Origin of the sequence: Pseudomonas fluorescens, from assembly GCF_001623525.1 — a bacterium.
In the GTDB taxonomy this organism is placed as follows: Bacteria; Pseudomonadota; Gammaproteobacteria; order Pseudomonadales; family Pseudomonadaceae; genus Aquipseudomonas; species Aquipseudomonas fluorescens_Q.
The window spans coordinates 2,740,691-2,761,871 of record NZ_CP015225.1; the positions used below are offsets into that span (position 1 = coordinate 2,740,691).

Consider the following 21,181-nt stretch of genomic DNA (forward strand, 5'->3'; position numbering starts at 1 on the left):
GCGCCCATAAACCAGCAAACGCCCCAGCCAAAAAGGCCTTCATGCGACAACCATGACCACTCCACAGCCCTGCTACCACTGCGCCCTGCCCGTCCCCCCTGGCAGTCGCTTCACCGCCGTTGTCCTCGGTGAAACCCGCGAGCTGTGCTGCCCGGGCTGCCAGGCGGTGGCCGAGGCCATTGTCGCCGGTGGCCTGGAAAGTTATTACCAGCATCGCAGCGAAGCGTCGGCCAACCCCGAATCCCTGCCCGTCCAGTTGACCGACGAACTGACACTGTACGATCGCCCAGACGTGCAGCAATCATTCGTGCGCCGTGAAGGCGAACTGGCCGAAACCACCCTGTTGATGGAAGGCATCAGTTGCGCCGCCTGCGGCTGGTTGATCGAAAAGCAATTACGCAGCCTGCCGGCCGTGGTCGAGGCGCGGTTGAACCTGTCCAATCATCGCCTGCATGTACGTTGGGCCGACGCTCAACTGCCGCTGAGCACGCTGCTCACCGAATTGCGCCAGATCGGCTATGTCGCCCACCCGTACCAGGCCGACCAGGCCTGTGAACAACTCGCCGCACAAAACCGCCTGGCCCTGCGCCAATTGGGCGTGGCCGGTCTGTTGTGGTTCCAGGCGATGATGGCAACCATGGCCACCTGGCCGGAATTCAACATCGACCTGAGCCCGGAGATGCACACCATCCTGCGCTGGGTTGCCCTGTTCCTCACCACGCCCATCGTCTTCTATAGCTGCGCGCCGTTCTTCAAAGGCGCCATGCGCGACCTGCGCACCCGCCACCTGACCATGGACGTTTCCGTGTCCCTGGCCATCGGCAGCGCCTACGTTGCCGGGATCTGGACGTCAATTACCGGGGTCGGCGAGTTGTACTTCGACGCCGTAGGCATGTTTGCCCTCTTCCTGTTGGCCGGCCGTTACCTGGAACGCCGGGCCCGGGAGCGTACCGCTGCCGCCACCGCCCAACTGGTCAATCTGTTGCCGGCCTCGTGCCTGCGCCTGGAAGACAACGGCCAGAGCGAACGCATCCTGCTCAGCGAGTTGCGCACCGGCGACCGGGTATTGGTGCATCCAGGCGCGGTGCTGCCGGCCGATGGCAGGATCCTGGATGGCCAGTCCAGCATCGACGAATCGCTGCTGACCGGTGAATACCTGCCACAACCTCGCCAGGTGGGCGACGCGGTCACCGCCGGCACGCTGAACGTCGAAGGGGCCTTGACGGTCGAGGTGCTGGCCCTCGGGCAAGACACCCGATTGTCCGCCATCGTGCGGCTGCTGGAGCGGGCCCAGGCCGAGAAGCCACGGCTGGCGGAAATCGCCGACCGCGCGGCCCAATGGTTCTTGCTGTTCTCCTTGATCGCCGCTGCCGCCATCGGGCTGGTGTGGTGGCAACTGGACGCTTCGCGCGCGTTCTGGATCGTCCTGGCGATGCTGGTCGCCACCTGCCCTTGCGCGTTGTCCCTCGCCACGCCGACCGCCCTCACCGCCGCTACCGGCACCTTGCACAAGCTCGGTCTGCTGCTGACGCGCGGTCATGTGCTGGAAGGCCTGAACCAGATCGACACGGTGATTTTCGACAAGACCGGTACCCTCACCGAAGGCCGCCTGGCATTGCGCGCCATTCGGCCATTGGCGGCCCTCGACAGTGATCAATGCCTGGGCTTGGCCGCCGCCCTGGAAAACCGCTCCGAACACCCTATCGCCCGCGCCTTCGGCCGTGCGCCATTGGCTGCCGAACAGGTGCAAAGCACCCCGGGGCTGGGGCTGGAAGGTTTGGTGACCGAACAGCGCCTGCGCATCGGCCAGCCCGGTTTTGTCTGCGAACTGAGTGGCGCCGACGTACCGCAAATGCCGGACGAACCCGGGCAATGGCTATTGCTGGGCGATGAGATCGGGCCCCTGGCCTGGTTCGTCCTCGATGACCGCTTGCGCGTCGATGCCCCGGCACTGCTGGCGGCCTGCAAGGCACGGGGCTGGCGGACGCTGCTGTTGTCAGGTGACAGTTCGCCCATGGTTGCCAGCGTTGCCGCCGAGCTGGGCATCGATGAGGCTCGCGGCGGGCTGCGCCCGGACGACAAACTGGCCGTGTTGCAGCAGTTGCATCAACAGGGCCGTAAGGTGCTGATGCTCGGCGATGGCGTGAACGACGTGCCCGTGCTGGCGGCGGCGGACATCAGTGTCGCCATGGGCTCGGCCACCGACCTGGCCAAGACCAGCGCCGACGCGGTGTTGCTGTCCAACCGCCTCGACGCCCTGATCCACGCCTTCAGCCTGGCCCGACGCACCCGCCGTGTGATCATCGAGAACCTGGTGTGGGCCGGGCTGTACAATGGCCTCATGTTGCCGTTCGCCGCCCTCGGCTGGATTACACCGGTGTGGGCGGCGGTCGGCATGTCCATCAGTTCGTTGACCGTCGTGTTGAATGCGCTGAGGCTGACACGTCAGCCCAAGACGCAGGTTTTCGACACCACGCCCGATACCCGCCCGCTGCCGGCCTGAGCCGCGCGGGCATGGAGTTCCGACATGCCAGCTCTCTACGTGATGATCCCGGCCGCGCTGCTGATCGTGGCCATCGCCGTGTACATTTTCTTCTGGGCCGTGGACAGCGGCCAGTACGACGACCTCGACGGGCCGGCCCATAGCATCCTGTTCGACGATCAGGACCCGAACCACAAGGCGGCGGTGGACGAAGCCAGTGGCGAGGCCCGCAAGCCGGACGACAAGGCTGGGCCCCATGCTTGACCTGGCACCCCTGTTGGTTTCGGCGGTCATCCTTGGCCTGCTCGGCGGCGGACACTGCCTGGGCATGTGCGGCGGCCTGATGGGCGCCCTGACCCTGGCGATTCCCAAGGAACAGCGCAGCCGGCGCTTTCGGTTGCTGCTGGCGTACAACCTGGGGCGGATCCTGAGCTACGCCACCGCCGGGTTGCTGATCGGCCTGGCCGGTTGGGCGGTGTCCAACAGCCCGGCGGCGATGATCATGCGGGTGCTGGCCGGCTTGCTGTTGATTGCCATGGGCTTGTACTTGGCGGGCTGGTGGAGCGGCCTGACCCGCATCGAAAGCATCGGTCGCGGCCTGTGGCGGCACATCCAACCCGTCGCCAACCGTTTGCTGCCCGTGTCGAGCCTGCCCCGGGCCTTGCTGCTCGGTGCGCTATGGGGCTGGCTGCCGTGCGGCCTGGTCTACAGCACCCTGTTGTGGTCCGCCAGCCAGGGCAATGCACTGGACAGCGCGTTGCTCATGCTCGCCTTCGGCCTGGGCACCTGGCCGGTGCTGCTCGCCACGGGCCTGGCCGCCGAACGCGTCACCGCCCTGCTGCGCAAACGCAGCGTGCGCATGGCCGGTGGCTTGTTGGTGATTATTTTCGGCGCATGGACACTGCCGGGGCCACATCAACATTGGCTCATGGGCCATTGACCAAGTCGCCCCCAATCGCGAGCATCGACAACTCCCAATGCCCCGTTGACGCAAATCAAAACGGCCACCCCCTCGCGCCCCTAGACTCGCCCCATGCCAGTCTATCCGGGGAATGCCCGCATGCTCGACACCATTTGTTGGGACTCAAATCTTATCCGCCGTTACGACCTGGCGGGACCACGCTACACCTCGTACCCCACTGCAGCGCAGTTCGGCAGCCAGGTGGGCACCTTCGACCTGCTCCATGCCCTGCGCGACAGCCGCAAGGCCCTGCGGCCTTTGTCGCTGTACGTGCACATACCGTTCTGCGCGAACATTTGCTACTACTGCGCCTGCAACAAAGTCATCACCAAGGACCGCGGTCGTGCCCACGCCTACCTGCAACGCCTGGAGCAGGAAATCCAACTGATCGGCTGTCACCTGAACCCCACCCAGCGCGTGGAACAGTTGCACTTTGGCGGCGGTACCCCGACGTTCCTCAGCCACGACGAACTGCGCCAACTGATGGCCAAGCTGCGCCTGCACCTGAACCTGCTGGACGACGATTCCGGTGACTACGGCATCGAAATCGACCCCAGGGAAGCCGACTGGTCGACCATGGGCCTGTTGCGCGAACTGGGTTTCAACCGGGTCAGTATCGGCCTGCAAGACCTTGATCCAGCAGTGCAGCGGGCCGTCAATCGCCTGCAAAGTCTCGAGGAAACCCGCGCAGTGGTCGAAGCCGCCCGGACCTTGCAGTTCCGTTCGATCAATATTGATCTGATTTATGGGCTGCCCAAGCAGACCCCGGAAAACTTCGCCCGCACGGTCCAGGAAGTCATCCATCTGCAACCGGACCGGCTCTCGGTGTTCAACTACGCCCACCTGCCGGAACGCTTCATGCCCCAGCGGCGCATCAACAGCCAGGACTTGCCGACCCCGGAGCAGAAACTGGCAATGCTGCAAGGCACCATCGAACAACTGACCACCGCCGGTTACCGCTATGTCGGCATGGACCACTTCGCCCTGCCCGACGACGAACTGGCAATCGCTCAGGAAGAGGCTACGTTGCAGCGCAACTTCCAGGGCTACACCACCCATGGCCATTGCGACCTGATCGGCCTTGGCGTGTCAGCCATCAGCCAGATCGGCGATTTGTACTGCCAGAACAGCAGTGATCTGAGCCATTACCAGAACACCCTCGCCGACGGGCAACTGGCGACCAGTCGCGGGCTGATCTGCAACGCTGACGACCGGCTGCGGCGCGCGGTGATCCAGCAATTGATCTGCCATTTCCATCTGCCCTTCGCCGAGATCGAGCAAACCTTCAACATCGATTTTCGCGGTTACTTCGCCCCGCAATGGCCTCAATTGCGGGCCATGGCCGCGGATGGGCTGATCGAGCTGGATGACACCCACATCCGGGTATTGCCCGCCGGGCGCCTGCTGGTTCGGTCCGTGTGCATGGTGTTCGATGCCTACTTGGACCAGCACAACCGACAGCGCTTCTCCCGCGTTATTTGAGCGCGACAATTTGACGACGAAACCGCACTGGCCGGAGTGCCATCTCTGGGGTACCCTTACGCCTTATGCGTGATTTCCCACAAGGATTTAAGAAATGTCCGAGCCAGTCAAACTGCGCGCCCACAACCAGGCCCATTGCAAGGATTGCAGCCTGGCCCCCCTCTGCCTGCCGCTTTCGCTGAACCTTGAGGACATGGACGCGCTGGACGACATCGTCAAACGGGGCCGACCGTTGAAAAAAGGCGAGTTCCTGTTTCGCCAGGGCGACGCCTTCGACTCTGTCTACGCCGTGCGCTCGGGCGCCTTGAAGACCTTCAACCTGAGCGATGGCGGCGAAGAACAGCTCACCGGCTTCCACCTGCCCAGCGAACTGGTGGGCCTGTCCGGCATGGACACCGAGTCCCACCCGGTCTCGGCCCAGGCGCTGGAAACCACCTCGGTGTGCGAAATTCCCTTCGATCGCCTGGACGAGCTGGCCATACAGCTGCCGCAACTGCGCCGCCAGTTGATGCGGGTCATGAGCCGGGAAATCCGTGACGATCAGCAGATGATGCTGCTGCTCTCGAAAAAAACCGCCGACGAGCGTATCGCCACATTCCTGGTCAACCTCTCGGCACGCTTCCGCGCTCGTGGGTTCTCGGCCAACCAGTTCCGCTTGAGCATGTCGCGCAACGAAATCGGCAACTACCTGGGCCTGGCGGTGGAAACCGTGTCCCGGGTGTTCACCCGCTTCCAACAGAACGAGTTGATTGCCGCCGAAGGCAAGGAAATCCACATTCTCGACCCGATCCAGCTCTGCGCCCTGGCCGGCGGCTCGATCGACGGCTGATGAACCTGCGCGGCTGAGGGATTTGCCTCGCCGCGCTATACTGCCGCGTTTGCAGCCCTGCCAGGACACCTCCACGATGGTCTTCGACTCCTTCGATATCAAATCCCTGATCCGCCCCGTGATCGATTTCCCCAAGCCCGGCGTGATCTTTCGCGACATTACCCCACTCTTCCAATCCCCGACCGCCCTGCGCCTGGTCATGGACAGTTTCGCCCACCGGTACGTCGAGGCCGAGTTCACTCACATTGGCGCGATGGATGCGCGGGGTTTCCTGATTGGCTCGATCCTGGCCTATCAGCTGAACAAGCCGCTGATCCTGTTTCGCAAGCAAGGCAAGCTGCCGGCCGATGTGCTGGCCGAGGGTTACCAGACCGAATACGGCGAAGCCTTCCTTGAAGTGCACGCCGATAGCTTGTGCGAGGGTGATTCGGTGGTGATGTTCGATGACCTGATCGCCACTGGCGGCACGCTGATCGCCGCTGCCAACCTGATCCGCCGTATGGGCGCCAAGGTCCACGAAGCCGCAGCGATCATCGACCTGCCGGAGCTGCTCGGCTCCCAGCGCCTGGAAGACATGGGGATTCCCACGTTCTGCCTGACGCAGTTCTCGCTCAGCGAAAGGTAATTGGCAGGCAACAATCGAACCTGTGGGAGCGAGCTTGCTCGATGGCGATTTATCAGTCGCATGGATATTGACTGATCCACCGCTATCGCGAGCAAGCTCGCTCCCACAGGTACTGTGTAGCCGCTACAACGCGATTGGCTTGCGCCCGGCAAACGAATGCGCCAGTGTCCCGCCATCCACCAATTCAAGCTCCCCACCCAGCGGCACGCCGTGGGCGATGCGCGAGGCGATCAAGCCTTTGTTGTTGAGCAGTTGGGCAATGTAATGGGCGGTGGCTTCGCCTTCGACCGTCGGGTTCGTAGCGAGAATGACTTCCGTGAACGTACCCGCCTCTTCGATCCGCGCGATCAACTGTGGAATGCCGATGGCTTCAGGCCCCAAGCCGTCGAGCGGTGACAAATGGCCCTTGAGCACGAAATAACGGCCACGAAAACCGGTCTGCTCTACCGCATACACATCCATCGGCCCTTCCACCACGCAAAGCAGGCTGTCGTCCCGACGCGGATCGGCACATTGTGGACAGAGATCGTCTTCGGTGAGGGTGCGGCATAACCGGCAATGCCCTACGCCTTCCATGGCCTGGCTCAGGGCCTGGGCCAGGCGCGAACCGCCGCTGCGATCACGCTCGAGCAATTGCAACGCCATGCGCTGGGCAGTTTTCTGACCTACACCCGGCAACGTTCGCAGGGCATCGATCAGTTGGCGAATCAAAGGGCTGAAGCTCATGGAGGAAATGTCCGACATAACAACGAGACGCGGTTTATACCCGCGCCTCCGATTAGCGTCAAATACTCAATCCTGCGCGACCCGCACCACCAACTTGCCAAAGTTGCGCCCCTCCAACAACCCGATAAACGCCTGTGGCGCATTCTCAAGGCCATCGACCAGGTCTTCACGGAACTTGACCTTGCCATCGCGCACCCAAGGGGCCATGGCACTGATGAACTCGGGCTGACGGTCGCCGTAGTCATCGAACACAATAAACCCCTGGATCCGCACGCGCTTGTTAAGCAACGTGCGCTGCAACTGCGGCAAGCGATCCGGGCCGCTCGGCGCTTGATGATCGTTGTAGGAAGCGATCAGGCCACAGAGCGGGATTCGCGCCTTGGCGTTGAGCAGCGGCACGACGGCATCGAAAACCTTGCCACCGACGTTTTCGTAATAGATGTCGATGCCCTTGTCGCAAGCGTGCGCCAGCTCCTCGGCAAAACGTGCGCTCTTGTGATCGACACAGGCGTCAAATCCCAGCTCGTCGACCACGTACTTGCATTTCTCGCGGCCACCCGCGACGCCGACGACGCGCAGGCCCTTGATCTTCGCCACCTGGCCGACCACCGAGCCCACCGCACCCGAGGCCGCTGCGACCACCAGGGTCTCCCCGGCCTTGGGTTGGCCGATGTCCATCAGCCCCATGTAAGCGGTCATGCCCGGCATGCCCAGCACACCCAAGGCCATCGACGGGCTCGCAAGCCCCGAGGGGATGGGCATCACGTTGCGCCCGTCGCTGATGCTGTGGCTCTGCCAACCGGTGGCCCCCACCACCAGATCACCCTCCTGGAATTTCGGGTGCATCGAGCGCTCCACGCGGCTGACGGCGCCACCGGTCATCACCTCGTCGATTTTTACCGGAGCAGCGTAGGAAGGCGCGTCACTCATTCGCCCGCGCATGTAAGGGTCCAGCGACAGGAACTGCGTCTTGAGCAGGATCTGCCCTTGCGCCAGCTCCGGCAGCGTCACGTGCTCCAGGCGGAAATTCTCCGCGGTCGGGGCGCCGTGGGGGCGGGAGGCAAGGACGATGCGCTGGTTGGAGGTCGATGCTTGTGACATGGAAGCGTCTCCTTGATCGTTGAGTGGCACGTATAGGGAGCAGACCATTGCCGAGGGGGTGGCGTTCGATGTTTGTTCAGCGGGCACCTGTGGGAGCAAGGCTTGCCCGCGATACAGAGACCTCGGTGTGTCGGAGCGGCGCGTCATCGTTCATCGCGGGCAAGCCTTGCTCCCACAGGTATGATTTCTACCACCGCTCGCGCCTATGACAGAAACAAAAATGCCAGGCGCGATGCCTGGCATTCTGTGTAGCCCATCCCGACCGGGATGGCGAATCAGAACGGCAGTTTCATGCCCGGCGGCAGTTGCATGCCGGCCGTCATGCCAGACATCTTGTCCTGGCTGTTGGCTTCGATCTTGCGCACCGCGTCATTGACGGCGGCGGCGAACAGGGCTTCGAGCATTTCCTTGTCGTCTTCGCTCAGGCCTTCGACCACGCTTGGGTCGATGCTGACGCGCTTGATGTCGTGGCGACCGGTCATGACCACGGTCACCATGTCGCCGCCGGACTTGCCGGTGACTTCGGCGTTGGCCAGTTCTTCCTGCATCTTGGCCATTTTTTCCTGCATCTGCTGCGCCTGCTTCATCAGGCCGGCCATGCCACCTTTCATCATGGGAATCACCTCGAAAGTACTTGGATAAACAACGCGCCCGGCCCGTTCGGCCCGGCGCCTTCAGTTATGAGCCCTGGGTGACCGGGGCCTCGACAGGTTCGATAGTATCGTGACGGACCACGGCGCCGAACTGTTGCATCATCTGCTGGATGAATGGATCACCGTGGATCGACTCCTCGGCTTCGCGCTGACGGTCGGCACGGCGCCGGGATGCGGCCTGGGCCGGGGTCTCCTGCTCGGGCTTGATCAGCTCGATGGTCAGCGTCAGGGTGCGCTGGTGGTACTGGTTCAGCGCATCGTTGAGGCGGCGCTGCTGGGTCGCGTTGAACAGCGCGCTGTGGGCCGGGTCCAGGTGCAGCAGCCAGTGGTCGCCCTCCACGGCCATCAGCGTGCAGTTGGCGGCGATGCTGCCGGTCATGCCGCTGATCGGCAGCTTAGGGAACAGCTCCAGCCATTGCAGGGCCAGCCCGGTGGCCGGCATCGCCGCCGGTTCCGGCTCGGGCTCCGGGGCCGGCTCAGCGGCGTGCTCGCTGGCCAGGTCGTCCAGGTAGCTGTAGGCCGAATCCAGGTCTGGCTCGATGTAATCCTCGTCCAGCGGCGGTTCGTCATCCTGATCGATGCCTGGCGTGGCGACATCGACGTCGGCCACTGTCGGTTCGGGCACCGGCGCGGCGACCCACTCAGGCGCATCGGGCACCACGCTGTCGGGCGTCGGCAAAGGCATCGGCGGCAACTCGGGCTGCTCGGCGATGGTCTCCAGGACCGGTTCCACGGCAGGTTGCTGGACAACCTCGGGCTCGATCGGATCGTTCCAGGGCAGATCGACAACGGCTTCGGCGACCGGTTCGGGCAGCGCCTCGACGATCGGTTCAGGTTCTGGCTCAGGGGCCGCGACAACGGGTGTCGGGGTCGCTGGTGCCACAGGTGCCACAGGTGCCACAGGTGCCGACGCTACCGGAGCCGAAGCCACTGCCGGCGCAACGACGGGCGCGGCAGCCACTGGCTTGGCGGAATCAGCTGTGGCCTGGCTGATCCCCACTGGCTTTAGCGCTTGCCTCGGGGCATCCGCTGTGTCGGCTGGCCGGAACGCCAGCATCCGCAGCAGGACCATTTCGAAGCCGCCGCGCGGATCGGGTGCCAGGGGCAGGTCGCGACGGCCGATCAGGCCCATCTGGTAATAGAACTGCACATCTTCGGCCGGCAACGCCTGGGCCAGGGCCAGAACGCGATCACGATCGCCATGGCCGTTGTCGACGCCTTCGGGCAGGGCCTGGGCAATGGCGACGCGGTGCAGCACGTTGAGGATTTCCGAGAGTACGCCATTCCAGTCCGGCCCCTGCTCGGCCAGGTGACGCACCGCTTCGAGCAGCGCCTTGGCATCGCCTTCGATCAACGCATGCAAAACGTCATAGACCTGGCCGTGGTCGAGGGTGCCGAGCATGGCCCGGACATCGGCGGCCATGACCTTGCCTTCACCGAAAGCGATGGCCTGGTCGGTCAGGCTCATGGCGTCGCGCATCGAACCATCGGCGGCGCGACCCAGCAGCCACAGCGCATCGTCCTCGAAGGGCACGTTCTCGACGCCCAGTACGTGGGTCAGGTGCTCGACGACCCGTTCCGGCGTCATGTTCTTCAGGGAGAACTGCAGGCATCGCGACAAAATCGTTGCAGGAAGTTTCTGCGGGTCGGTGGTCGCCAGGATGAACTTGACGTAGGGCGGCGGCTCCTCAAGGGTCTTGAGCAGCGCATTGAAGGAATGGCTGGAGAGCATGTGCACTTCGTCGATCAGGTAGACCTTGAAGCGCCCACGGCTCGGCGCGTACTGCACGTTGTCGAGCAGCTCGCGGGTGTCTTCGACCTTGGTGCGGCTGGCGGCGTCGATCTCGATCAGGTCGACGAAACGGCCCTCGTCGATTTCCCGGCAGACCGAGCACTCGCCGCAAGGCGTGGAGGTGATGCCGGTTTCACAGTTCAGGCACTTGGCGATGATCCGCGCGATGGTGGTCTTGCCCACGCCACGGGTACCCGTGAACAGGTAGGCATGGTGCAGCCGCTGGCTGTCCAAGGCATTGATCAGAGCCTTGAGCACATGGGTCTGGCCGACCATTTCGCGGAACGAGCGCGGACGCCATTTACGTGCAAGAACCTGATAACTCATCGAAAACCGTCGCAACGAAGGAACATAAGCGGCTAATGCTAGCGGAGCAGGGGCGAAATTGCATCCGGTGTGCTCGTCTAATCTGACTAAGATGGGATCAGGGACTCGGTTGTCGACGCGGTTTGCACAGTCAGGAGAGTTTATGCGCTCAGCCATGGGGGCTTTGCTGTTGTTGGGGACAGGTTGTTTTGCTGATGAAGTACCTTTGCGTTTTGCCGTTACCGACGGCTGGGCTATGCCCATGGTGCAGATCGAACGGGGTCGCCCGACCCAGGGCATCCTTCCCGATATAATGACCAGCCTGGCGACCCAAATGGGACTGCCAGCGCAATTCCACGTCCTGTCCCGCGCCCGGCTGGACAGCGCCATGAAACACGGCGAGATCGACGTACGTTGCTATGTCAGCCCTGACTGGGTGAGTGATGGCGGCGATTATCTGTGGAGCATCCCATTGTTTTTCCAGCGCGACCTGCTCGTCGCCACGGCAAACGCACCTGCGGCAGTAACACCGGCAATGCTGGCGCACCAGGCCATAGGCACGGTGCTCAGCTATACCTACCCGACCTTGCAACCCTTGTTCAACAGCGGCCAACTGCGCCGAGACGATGCTCGCAGCCAGGAGCAAGTGCTGGCGAAACTGCTGGCAGGCCGCTATAGCTATGCGGTCAGCAACCAGTGGGCACTGGACTGGTTCAATCAACGCCATACGGCGGATCGACAAATCCGTGCCGTGGCTGTGCTTCAGGAACAGCAGTTGAGCTGTTACGTGCGCAACGATCCGAACATTCCAGCGCAACGCATCCTGAGAACCTTGCTGAACATGAAGACGTCCGGAGAAATCGACGCGATCGTCCAGCTTTACACTGGCCGCAGTGACGCATCGCAGGCCAGGAGAGAGGCACCCTCCCCCTGATCACCTGGCCGCTGCTGCCATTGCGACGGCGGGATGAAGCCCTGCACCCAGCCGGGTATCCGTTCGGGCGGCATGGGCCGTGCGATGAAATAACCTTGTGCCACCTCACAGCCCAGGTTCAACAGCAGTTGGCCGTGCTCGAGGCTGTCCAGCCCTTCGGCGACCACCTCACGGCCAAACGCCCGAGCCAGGCCGATCACCGCTTTGGTCAGTGCCAGGTCGTCGCGGTCATGGAGGATGTCGCGGACAAAGGTCTTGTCGATCTTGATGGTTTGCGTGCGCAGGTGCTTGAGATCATTGAGCGAGCAGTAGCCGGTGCCGAACCCACCCAGCGAAAACCCCACGCCCAAGGCATGGCAGGCCTGGAGGCAAGCGCTGACGTGGGCAAGGTTCTCCACCGCGACCGATTCGACAATCTGCAGATCCAACAGGCGTGGCGGTACCGCCGGATGTCGCTCCAACACCTGTCGCAGCCGCTCGACAAAATCCGCTCGCTGGAAATGCCGCGCCGAGATATTGATGCTCACCGGCCAGCCCTGCCCCACTTGCAGCCATTGCTGCAACTGGGTCAATACCTGCTCCATGACCCACTCGCCGATCTCGACGATCAGGTCGGTCTCTTCCACCAGCGGCAGGAACTCCCGAGGCGGCACCAGGCCACGTTGCGGGTGCTTCCAGCGCAGCAGCGCCTCCAGGCCGACCACGGTGCCGTGGCGCATGTTGACCTTGGGCTGGAAATGCAGCCGCAACTCATTGCCGGCCAGCGCCTGGCGGACCCGCTCGACGGTCTGGTAAGTGGCTCGCACTTCCTTGTCCCGGGACACATCGAACAAATGGAAACGATTGCGACCGCTTTGCTTGGCCACGTACATCGCCTGGTCGGCATGACGCAACAAGGTCTCGGCGTCTTCGTTATCCCAAGGAAACAATGTGACGCCAATGCTGGCGAAGACCTTGATGCCCTTCCCGTCAATGCCATACGGCATGGAAACAGCGATCAACACCCGGCTCAACGCGGCGTGCAACTCATCCATCCCACGCACATGGCGCAGCACCAGCACGAACTCGTCCCCACCCAGCCGCGCCACCACATCCTCGCCCCGCACGATACTGCGCAGGCGCCTGGCGACCTCCACCAGCAGCCGATCGCCACTGGCGTGGCCGTAGCCGTCATTGACCGCCTTGAAGCCATCGAGGTCGAGCATGCACACCGCCAGGGGCAAGTTTTCCGCACGAGAAAACTCCAGGGCCTGGTCCAGCAGATCGGACAGATAAGTGCGATTGGGCAACCCGGTCAGCACATCGTGACCAACCCGCCATTGCAGGGAATGCAGCAGGCGACGCTTTTCGCTGACATCGAAGCGAATCGCCAGGTAGCGTTCGACTTGTCCTGTATCGTCATCGATCACTGGCACCAGGGTGGTGTCGACCCAGTACAGCGTACCGTCCTTGGCCCGGTTGCAGATTTCCCCTTTCCAGACCTGGCCCAGGGCAATGGTGTGCCACATGGAGCTGAAAAACTCGTCAGGGTGCTGGCCGGAATTGAGCAGGCGATGGTTCACACCCAGCAACTCATCGCGCCGGTAACCAAAAAGGCTGCAAAATTGATCGTTGACGTAGGTGATGCGCCCGCTCAGATCGGTTTCGGAAAAAATCGCGGCGGCGTCAACGGCTCTGCGGTACTTCTTATCCATCGAAGCAGTCATCCATGAGTCAGGCTCATTTGTCGCGCGCGGTTGCACCGCCTTCAAGACAGGCGAAAATCAACTAGGCTCAAACACTTTGAGAGAAGCTGGAGCGCGGGCCCTGGCGGTACTAAGGGAGCGCTTCAGCCCTTGCCGAGTATCGCGGCAAGAACGCAAGGCCCGGTCCCTGCACACGCCCCCGGCTTCTGAAGCAGGTCGCCAAATACCCGTGCTAAAGGCCGATTCTACGAAACACATCACACTTTGCAAAGTAAGGTGATGGATCACGCGGTTGCCTAATGCGAAAATCTATCGTTAAGTTCTTGATTCTAAATGGGAATTAAGCGATGCAAATTTCAAGTTTGGGTCCAGCCATCAGACGCTACCGCAAAGTAGCGGGGCTTACTCAGGCTGAACTTGGCGAAAAAACCGGTTTTGACCCCAAAACCATCAGCCGCTTCGAAACCGGCACCTACACCCCCAGCGTCGAAGCCTTGTTCCTGCTTGCCAATGTGCTGGATGTACAACTGAAAGCCTTTTTTGCCGACATGGGCGATGAGGACGAACAGCGGGCCTATCTGTTCGGTGTCATACACAGAGCCACCCCGAAGGATCTGGGAAAGCTGATCGCTGCGGTTGACCAGGCCTTGTCCAAGCCTTGATGCGCAGATGAGATAGAAGCCGGGGCTGTCGATGGGAGACAGACCGGGGTTCTCTTTGGCGTTTGTTTGCCCTGCCCTTCCAATTCCGAGGGTGACGCAAGACAGAATGTCACATTGACATCGTTCGCCACGAACCTCGACTATCAAAGCGCTGATTCCGCGTCCCTATGACGCTTATGACTCGTCGACACAATAAATCCAAGGGGACACAGTGCATAAATTTTCGGTCATTCTTGTCTCGATACTCGCCACCGGCTGCACCGCCAAATACGCTCAGCAAGACGTATTCTCCAACCAGGCAAAACTTGATAGGCAAATGCCCGTCACCATCGCCACACCGGTCGACGGCAGCTACGAAACAACGCCCTACCCTGCATCCGGCGATATGACAGCTGCCGCCGTTAAAACAGCTTTCTCTTATTACACCAACCGTGTGACGGTAAGAGCCGCGTGCCGTGAATTGAGCTGCCTGAGACAGAGCAGCCCTTCGGGTTACTACGTCATCCCAGAAATCCTGCACTGGGAAGAACGCGCCACAGAATGGTCGGGGCTCCCCGACAAGATTGCAGTAAAACTCGCCATTTATGGTCCGACAGAAGAGCAGCCACTGGGGTCTGCGGTCCTGTCCGGCAAAAGCAAATGGGCGACCTTTGGCGGGGACCATCCACAGGACTTGCTACATGAGCCGATTGCTGAATATGTTAAAGCTCAATACTGATCCAATCGGCCTGCGATAGGAGCTCGGTCCGTCGAGCAGTCCGAACCGGACCTCTCCTCCGGCACTCGTTTGCCCTGGCCGCGGCAAAATCCAGACAGCAGAACGCAACGATCGATATCGGTCAGCAAAATAAAACTAATGGTTGGAATTTGGCAAACCTTGCGAACGAAGGCTTGGGCGTTATGGAGGCAACCCCACCAGCCACACCCCGGCACACAATGTTCCCGCTGTGGCTGCTTCCTTCCGGATCTGACCAGGTTCACGGGTAATCGTTGCGGGGGGACCGATGGGGTCACCATAACGACGCCCGCCTGACGGCGAGCCGCGCCATTGTACCTATCTGGCAAGAAGTTACAACCGTTCGTGCCGGATTAAAAAACTGAAGATGTTCAAGCACTTGCTGTAGGCGCAAAGCTTGCCCGCGAAGGCATCGGCACATTCGACATGAATACAAGCTGACCTACCGCTTTCGCGAGCGAGCCCGCTCCCACAGGGAATCTGTGGGGACACCGAGGTGAACACCCGAGGGCCCGTGTGGGAGCGGGCTTGCTCGCGAAGGCGTCGGTACATTCAATATGAGTGTTTGAACTACACCCCCAAATGATTATCGATGCTAAACCTCAGCAACAGCTAGACCCATGGCCTAAAGACTATTGGTCATTCTTCTTTCGTTGACAGATTTAATATTCCGACAAAGGCCATGACAGCCACTAAAAACAGCGGATGTTATTACTTGGCCCTTCTAATCATGACGAGGTATTACAAACCACCGCTGGACAGAACGGTCCATATTCACCATTAAGCGCCTGGGCCCGAACTTGAACATTGAAGTACACCGGCCTGGAGCCACCACTGACGCCTATTTCATGGCGGTACCAACCACGATGGTCCGGCCGGACAGTGGTGGCGGGGACAAACTGCCCCTGCCCTGTAGACACGGCAGTCACTCTGAACGTATGAGCGGCAATCTGGTCGGGGCAGACGTTATCCGAAATTTGCCAGGCCAATATAATGGTGTAAGTGCTCTGTCCTGCCTGGGAAAGTCTCCGGGGCATATTGGGAATGGTCGTTGCCTTATCCATCTGATCATGTTTCATAAAATTTTCCATAATAAATATAGCCATCATCCATGGCGGCCTTAGGGTAAAGGAAAGCTAGAATATAAAACCACTGTCAAAACAAATGGCATCACTTTAACTTCGCCCAGCCTCTTATCGAGAGTCGACTCTGTATCTGGCGAGCAAAACTTCCTGCGTGAGCAAACTACAACAGTACCCCATCCGCCCGACCACCCTCCTCCTGGATCACCAGATGGATGAAGTGCAGCTTGGTAATCACCGCGGCCGGTACGACGAATGGGTAGAAATCCGGCTGGCCCATGCTGCGGGACAGTTCGTTGAGCATGCCGGCCAGTTCGATCCAGGCGTTGACGAACGAGAGGAATGCCACGCCGCCAGCGTGTTCGGGGTCGTACAAGGTCTCGGGCGGGAACGGCTGGTAGTCGAAATCCATTTCCCGGGCGCTCATACCGAACCCCAGGGCGGTGTCCACCGCGTCCATCATGTGCAGGTAATGGGCCCAGGTTTCCGCCCAGTCCTCCCACGGGTGCATGGTGGCATAGGCGCTGACGTAGCGGGTTTGCCAGTCCAGCGGCGCGCCTTGCTGGTAGTGCTGCTCCAGGGCATCGGCGTAGCTGGCGCGCTCATCGCCGAACAGCTCGCGAAAAGCCTCGAGCCAGTGGCTGTTGGCGACCAGCCGGTCCCAGTAGTAGTGCCCCACCTCATGCCGGAAATGCCCAAGCAAGGTGCGATACGGCTCGCGCATCTGCTGGCGCACATATTCGCGATGGGCATCGTCAGCTTCCTTGATGTCGAGGGTGATCAGCCCGCTGGCGTGACCGGTGGTGGGTGGCGTGCCGTCGGGGTCGACACCGATGAAGTCAAAAGCCAGGCCGATACTTTCATCGACGGTTTTCGGGATCACCGGCAAGCCGAGAGTAATCAATTGCGCGACCAGTCGACGCTTGGCGGTCTCGACCTTGCGCCAGCGTTCTGGGTTTTCCGGGATCGACAGGTCGGGAATGGTGCGGTTCAGGCTACAGGCGACGCACAGGGTGTCGTGCCCATTGTCCGGCAGCAGCCAATTACAGGCCGCCGCGGTGTCGAGGTTGGCGCAACGGCGAAACAGCCCGGCTTGGGGATCAACGTCCAGCGTCCAGGTCCCGGCTTGCTCGCCAGGTTGCAAGGACGTCAGACGACTCTGCTCAGGTTGATAACCCAGCGCCGCCAGGCAGGCCAGGCATTGGCTATTGCGAAAAAACAACGACTGGCCACAGCGGCACGGCCAGACCTTGCTGTTACGTGACCGATCGCCCAGGAACGGCGCGGCGATGCGTGAGCTCAGTTGTTCGAAGAAGCGGTGCATGGCGATCTCTCCCTGGGGCCTGCAAGACTAGATCACCCTGTATCCATGATCGTTCCCACGCGTTGCGTCATAGTGCCCGATAAACCGTGGCGAGGGAGCTTGCTCCCGCTGGGTGGCGCAGCCGCCGCAATCGGAACGACGCAACCTCCCCAGACGGACCGCGTCAGGAGGTTTTACGACGGCTGCGCCGCCGAGCGGGAGCAAGCTCCCTCGCCACAGCGGCGCCCTCACGATTAAACCGTGATGCCATGCTTGCTCAAGAAAGCCACGAACGCCTCTTCATCCAGCACCTTGAGCCCCAGCTCATTGGCCTTGGTCAATTTCGACCCGGCGCCCGGCCCCGCCACCACGCAGTGGGTTTTCACCGACACGGAACCGGCGACCTTCGCCCCCAGGCTCTCCAGCTTGTCCTTGGCGACGTCGCGACTCATCAACTCCAGCGAACCGGTCAGCACCCAGGTATGCCCCGCCTCGGGCAAGCCTTCGACGACCTTCTTCTCGCTCTGCCAGTGCATGCCAAAGTCGCGCAACTGTCGTTCCGCTGCCTCGGCCTGCTGACGGTTGCTGGCATTGGCGAAGAACTCGCGCACGGCGTTGGCCTGCTTTTCCGGCAACGCCTGGCGCATGTCAAGCCAGTCGGCATTCATCACCGCTTCGAGTGAACCGAACTTGTCTGCCAGTTTCTGCGCCCCGCCCGGCCCAACCGAGGGGATGTCCAGTTTGTCGAGAAAGCCGCCCAGGGTTGTGCTGGCGGAGAACTCGGCGCCCAACTCGCCTTGGTCCTGAATCTCGAGACCGTGGCGCAGCAGGTCCTTGATCACCTGGCGGTTGTGTGGGTCTTCGAAGAAGCTGTGGATCTCGTGGGCCACTTCCAGGCCGACGTCGGGCAAGTAGGTGAGCACCTGGGGCAAAGCCGCTTGTACGCGCTCCAGCGAACCAAGAGAGCGAGCCAGGACCTTGGCGGTTTCCTCGCCCACGTCCGGGATGCCGAGGGCGTAGATAAAACGCGCCAGGCTCGGTTTTTTGCTGTCGACAATGGCCGCCAGCAGGTTCTTGCTCGACAGTTCGGCGAAACCCTCCAGGTCGACCACCTGCTCGAAGGTCAGGGCATACAGGTCGGCGGGCGAACCCACCAGGCCCTCGTCCACCAGTTGCTCGACACTCTTCTCGCCCAGCCCCTCGATGTCCATGGCCCGACGCGAGACGAAGTGAATGATCGCCTGCTTGAGCTGCGCGCCACAGGCCAGGCGACCGACGCAGCGGTACACCGCGCCTTCGCTGATGGTTTCACGGCCCTTGCTGCGCTTGATCAGTTGCGTGCGCTCCACATGGGAGCCGCACACCGGGCACTGCTGTGGGATCGCGACCGGACGAGCATGCTCCGGCCGACGTTCGGTGATCACCTGCACCACTTGCGGAATCACATCCCCGGCGCGGCGGATGATCACCGTGTCGCCGATCATCAGGCCCAGACGCGCCACTTCGTCCATGTTGTGCAACGTGGCGTTGGCCACGGTCACGCCAGCGACCTTGACCGGCTTGAGGCGCGCCACGGGCGTCACGGCGCCAGTGCGACCGACCTGAAACTCGACGTCCAGCAACTCGGTGAGTTCTTCAGAGGCCGGGAATTTATGAGCGATGGCCCAGCGTGGTTCCCGGGCGCGGAAACCCAGTTCGCGTTGGGAGGCGATACTGTTGACCTTGAACACCACCCCGTCGATTTCATAAGGCAACGCGTTGCGCCGCTCGCCGATGTCGCGGTAGTAATCCAGGCATTCGTCAATACCATGGGCCAGCTTCAATTCACGGCTGATGGGCAGGCCCCAGGCCTTGAGTTGCTTGAGATTGCCGATGTGGGTATCGGCAATGTCCGTAGTCACCTGGCCGATACCGTAGCAGCAGAATTCCAGCGGGCGGTTGGCGGTGATCTTGGAATCCAGCTGGCGCAGGCTCCCCGCCGCCGCGTTGCGCGGGTTGGCGAAGGTCTTGCCACCCGCTTCCAGTTGCGTAGCGTTGAGGCGCTCGAAACCGGCCTTGGACATGTACACCTCGCCGCGCACTTCCAGCAGCGGCGGCCAGCCACTGCCCTGCAACTTAAGGGGGATGTTGCGCACGGTACGCACATTGACGCTGATGTCCTCGCCCGTGGTGCCATCACCGCGCGTGGCTCCGCGCACCAGCAGGCCGTCCTGATACAACAGGCTGACCGCCAAGCCATCGAGCTTCGGCTCGCAGCTGTATTCAACCGCCGCGCCACCGCCCAGCAAATCGCCCATGGGCAGGTCGAGGCCTTCAGTCACCCGGCGGTCGAACTCGCGCATGGTGGCCTCGTCGAAGGCGTTGCCCAGGCTGAGCATCGGGATCTCGTGCCGCACCTGGCTGAACGCCGACAGCGCCATGCTGCCGACGCGCTGGGTCGGGGAATCGCTGGTCACCAGCTCCGGGTGCTGCTCTTCCAGGGCCTTGAGTTCGTGAAACAGACGGTCGTATTCGGCATCGGGGATGCTCGGCTCGTCGAGGACATGGTAACGATAGTTGTGCTGATCCAACTCGGTGCGCAGCTGTTGGATGCGGGTTTCGACGGCAGTCATGGGTGTTCTCTCATAAAGCAAAAGAGCAGCCTAGGCTGCTCGATTTTCTTGATACATATGGGGGTGCTTCGCACCCCGGCGGGAGCAAGCTCCCTCGCCACATAAAGCTCTCTGGGTTTGAGAGCCGTTCATCGCTTAGCGTTTCTGGGTCAACGCACGACGCTCGAATTCGACGATGCGCTGGCGGTAGTGCTCGATGGTCTGGGCGGTCAGCACGCTGCGCTGGTCATCCTTGAGTTCGCCATTGAGCTCCTGGGACAGCTTGCGCGCCGCAGCCACCATCACGTCGAAGGCTTGCTTGGGATGACGTGGGCCCGGCAGGCCGAGGAAGAAACTCACCGCTGGCGTGCTGAAATGATCGATGTCGTCCAGGTCGAACACGCCAGGCTTGACGGCGTTGGCCATGGAGAACAGCACCTCGCCGTTGCCGGCCATGCTCTCGTGACGGTGGAAAATGTCCATCTCGCCGAAACGCAGGCCGCTTTCCAGGATGTTCTGCAGCAATGCCGGGCCCTTGAAGCCGGCCGGGTCGCGGCAGATCACGCTGATCACCAACACTTCTTCAGCCTGGGCCTGGTCCTTGTCGGCGCTCGAGGTTTTGTTCTCGTCCGGGAAGTCGCTGTCGCGACTGCTGAAGCTCGGACCACCATCCAGGTCGAGGTTCAGGTTCAAATCCCCCTGGGATGGCTCACTGTTGCGCTTGCCGCGCTTGGAACCCGATTCCCGTGGCTCACGGGCAGGCGCGCTCATCGACGGCAAGTCGTGTTCGTCCAGCTGCGGCTCCTTGTGGGTGTCCAGCACCCGGGGCGGGCCCAACAGCTCGGCGTTGTCGTCCTCATCCGGCAGGTTCGACAGGCTGCGGTCCAGGCGAAACTTCAGCTTCCCCTTGCCGCCGCGCATGCGACGCCAGCCGTCGAAAAGAATACCGGCAATGACAATGATGCCGATGACGATCAGCCACTCGCGCAGACCGATTTCCATGTAATCCCGTGCCTCTATAAAAATGCTGAAAAATAAGGGGCTTAGCTATTTGCAAACCGCTTTAAAACGTGGCGCCAACTCTATGTTCTGAATGGCCTTTTGCCCACGCATACGAAAAATTGACATTAAACTAGCACGACCAAAGATAACTTTACACCGTCTGTCACACAGGCTTGTGCCCAATCTGTGATTTGAACAACAGGCCCAAGGGTAAAAAATACCTACAGCG

At 61.6% G+C, this 21,181-nt stretch carries 18 protein-coding genes and 1 other RNA gene; 9 read left to right on the forward strand and 10 right to left on the reverse strand.

What is annotated here, in order from left to right; all coding sequences use genetic code 11:
• The first annotated feature begins 52 nt into the window (after positions 1-52).
• The 6 genes from TK06_RS11705 to TK06_RS11730 all read left to right on the forward strand — a co-directional run bounded on the left by TK06_RS11705 (position 53) and on the right by TK06_RS11730 (position 6,379).
• Complete coding sequence (locus TK06_RS11705) at positions 53-2,503, forward strand: heavy metal translocating P-type ATPase (RefSeq protein WP_063322209.1); 2,451 nt, start codon at positions 53-55, stop codon at positions 2,501-2,503.
• Positions 2,504-2,527: 24 nt separating this feature from the next.
• The gene (ccoS, locus tag TK06_RS11710; protein ID WP_063322210.1) at positions 2,528-2,746 is read left to right on the forward strand and encodes a cbb3-type cytochrome oxidase assembly protein CcoS; all 219 of its coding nucleotides are present in this window, start codon (positions 2,528-2,530) and stop codon (positions 2,744-2,746) included.
• The gene (locus TK06_RS11715) at positions 2,739-3,422 is read left to right on the forward strand and encodes a sulfite exporter TauE/SafE family protein (protein WP_063322211.1); all 684 of its coding nucleotides are present in this window, start codon (positions 2,739-2,741) and stop codon (positions 3,420-3,422) included. The genes ccoS and TK06_RS11715 overlap by 8 nt, the downstream gene beginning before the upstream one ends.
• A 120-nt stretch (positions 3,423-3,542) precedes the next feature.
• Entirely contained in the window at positions 3,543-4,925 is a 1,383-nt protein-coding gene (gene hemN / locus TK06_RS11720) for an oxygen-independent coproporphyrinogen III oxidase (RefSeq protein ID WP_063322212.1), read from the forward strand.
• 94 nt (positions 4,926-5,019) lie between these two features.
• A complete protein-coding gene (gene fnr, locus TK06_RS11725; protein WP_063322213.1) occupies positions 5,020-5,754 on the forward strand; it encodes a fumarate/nitrate reduction transcriptional regulator Fnr in 735 nt (244 codons plus the stop codon).
• Positions 5,755-5,830: 76 nt separating this feature from the next.
• Entirely contained in the window at positions 5,831-6,379 is a 549-nt protein-coding gene (locus TK06_RS11730) for an adenine phosphoribosyltransferase (protein ID WP_063322214.1), read from the forward strand.
• Positions 6,380-6,502: 123 nt separating this feature from the next.
• Here the strand turns inward: TK06_RS11730 and recR are convergent, their stop codons facing one another.
• From recR to dnaX, 4 genes are all read right to left on the reverse strand, one after another.
• On the reverse strand, positions 6,503-7,105 hold the full coding sequence (gene recR, locus TK06_RS11735) for a recombination mediator RecR (protein ID WP_003199585.1): 603 nt from the start codon (positions 7,103-7,105) through the stop codon (positions 6,503-6,505).
• A 66-nt stretch (positions 7,106-7,171) separates the two neighbouring features.
• Entirely contained in the window at positions 7,172-8,206 is a 1,035-nt protein-coding gene (locus TK06_RS11740; RefSeq protein ID WP_063322215.1) for an NADP-dependent oxidoreductase, read from the reverse strand.
• Positions 8,207-8,481: 275 nt separating this feature from the next.
• On the reverse strand, positions 8,482-8,820 hold the full coding sequence (locus TK06_RS11745) for a YbaB/EbfC family nucleoid-associated protein (protein ID WP_003183512.1): 339 nt from the start codon (positions 8,818-8,820) through the stop codon (positions 8,482-8,484).
• A 64-nt stretch (positions 8,821-8,884) separates the two neighbouring features.
• Entirely contained in the window at positions 8,885-10,978 is a 2,094-nt protein-coding gene (gene dnaX / locus TK06_RS11750; RefSeq protein ID WP_063322216.1) for a DNA polymerase III subunit gamma/tau, read from the reverse strand.
• A 142-nt stretch (positions 10,979-11,120) separates the two neighbouring features.
• On the opposite strand from dnaX, the gene TK06_RS11755 reads away from it, so the two are divergent.
• A complete protein-coding gene (locus tag TK06_RS11755; protein WP_063322217.1) occupies positions 11,121-11,891 on the forward strand; it encodes a substrate-binding periplasmic protein in 771 nt (256 codons plus the stop codon).
• Here TK06_RS11755 and TK06_RS11760 read toward each other — a convergent pair.
• Positions 11,837-13,585, reverse strand: coding sequence for a putative bifunctional diguanylate cyclase/phosphodiesterase (locus TK06_RS11760; RefSeq protein WP_063322218.1), 1,749 nt, complete (start codon positions 13,583-13,585; stop codon positions 11,837-11,839). The genes TK06_RS11755 and TK06_RS11760 overlap by 55 nt on opposite strands.
• Before the next feature lie 338 nt (positions 13,586-13,923).
• On the opposite strand from TK06_RS11760, the gene TK06_RS11765 reads away from it, so the two are divergent.
• Complete coding sequence (locus TK06_RS11765) at positions 13,924-14,238, forward strand: helix-turn-helix domain-containing protein (RefSeq protein ID WP_063322219.1); 315 nt, start codon at positions 13,924-13,926, stop codon at positions 14,236-14,238.
• Between the two features lie 211 nt (positions 14,239-14,449).
• Positions 14,450-14,956 carry a DUF4823 domain-containing protein gene (locus tag TK06_RS11770; protein WP_063322220.1) on the forward strand — a complete coding sequence of 169 codons (507 nt, stop codon included), beginning with the start codon at positions 14,450-14,452 and terminating at the stop codon, positions 14,954-14,956.
• Positions 14,957-15,148: 192 nt separating this feature from the next.
• On the opposite strand, the gene ffs is transcribed toward TK06_RS11770, so the two are convergent.
• The 5 genes from ffs to zipA form a co-directional block, all read right to left on the reverse strand.
• An RNA gene (gene ffs / locus TK06_RS11775) (signal recognition particle sRNA small type) lies at positions 15,149-15,245 on the reverse strand.
• A gap of 457 nt (positions 15,246-15,702) precedes the next feature.
• Positions 15,703-16,053 (reverse strand): hypothetical protein, encoded by a 351-nt coding sequence (locus tag TK06_RS32435; protein WP_153044837.1) that lies wholly within the window; start codon positions 16,051-16,053, stop codon positions 15,703-15,705.
• A gap of 166 nt (positions 16,054-16,219) precedes the next feature.
• Positions 16,220-17,380, reverse strand: a complete 1,161-nt coding sequence (locus TK06_RS11780; protein WP_063322221.1) for a zinc-binding metallopeptidase family protein — start codon at positions 17,378-17,380, stop codon at positions 16,220-16,222.
• Between the two features lie 233 nt (positions 17,381-17,613).
• Positions 17,614-19,971 carry an NAD-dependent DNA ligase LigA gene (ligA, locus tag TK06_RS11785; protein ID WP_063322222.1) on the reverse strand — a complete coding sequence of 786 codons (2,358 nt, stop codon included), beginning with the start codon at positions 19,969-19,971 and terminating at the stop codon, positions 17,614-17,616.
• A gap of 135 nt (positions 19,972-20,106) precedes the next feature.
• Positions 20,107-20,952 (reverse strand): cell division protein ZipA, encoded by an 846-nt coding sequence (gene zipA, locus TK06_RS11790; protein WP_063322223.1) that lies wholly within the window; start codon positions 20,950-20,952, stop codon positions 20,107-20,109.
• Positions 20,953-21,181: the final 229 nt, after the last annotated feature.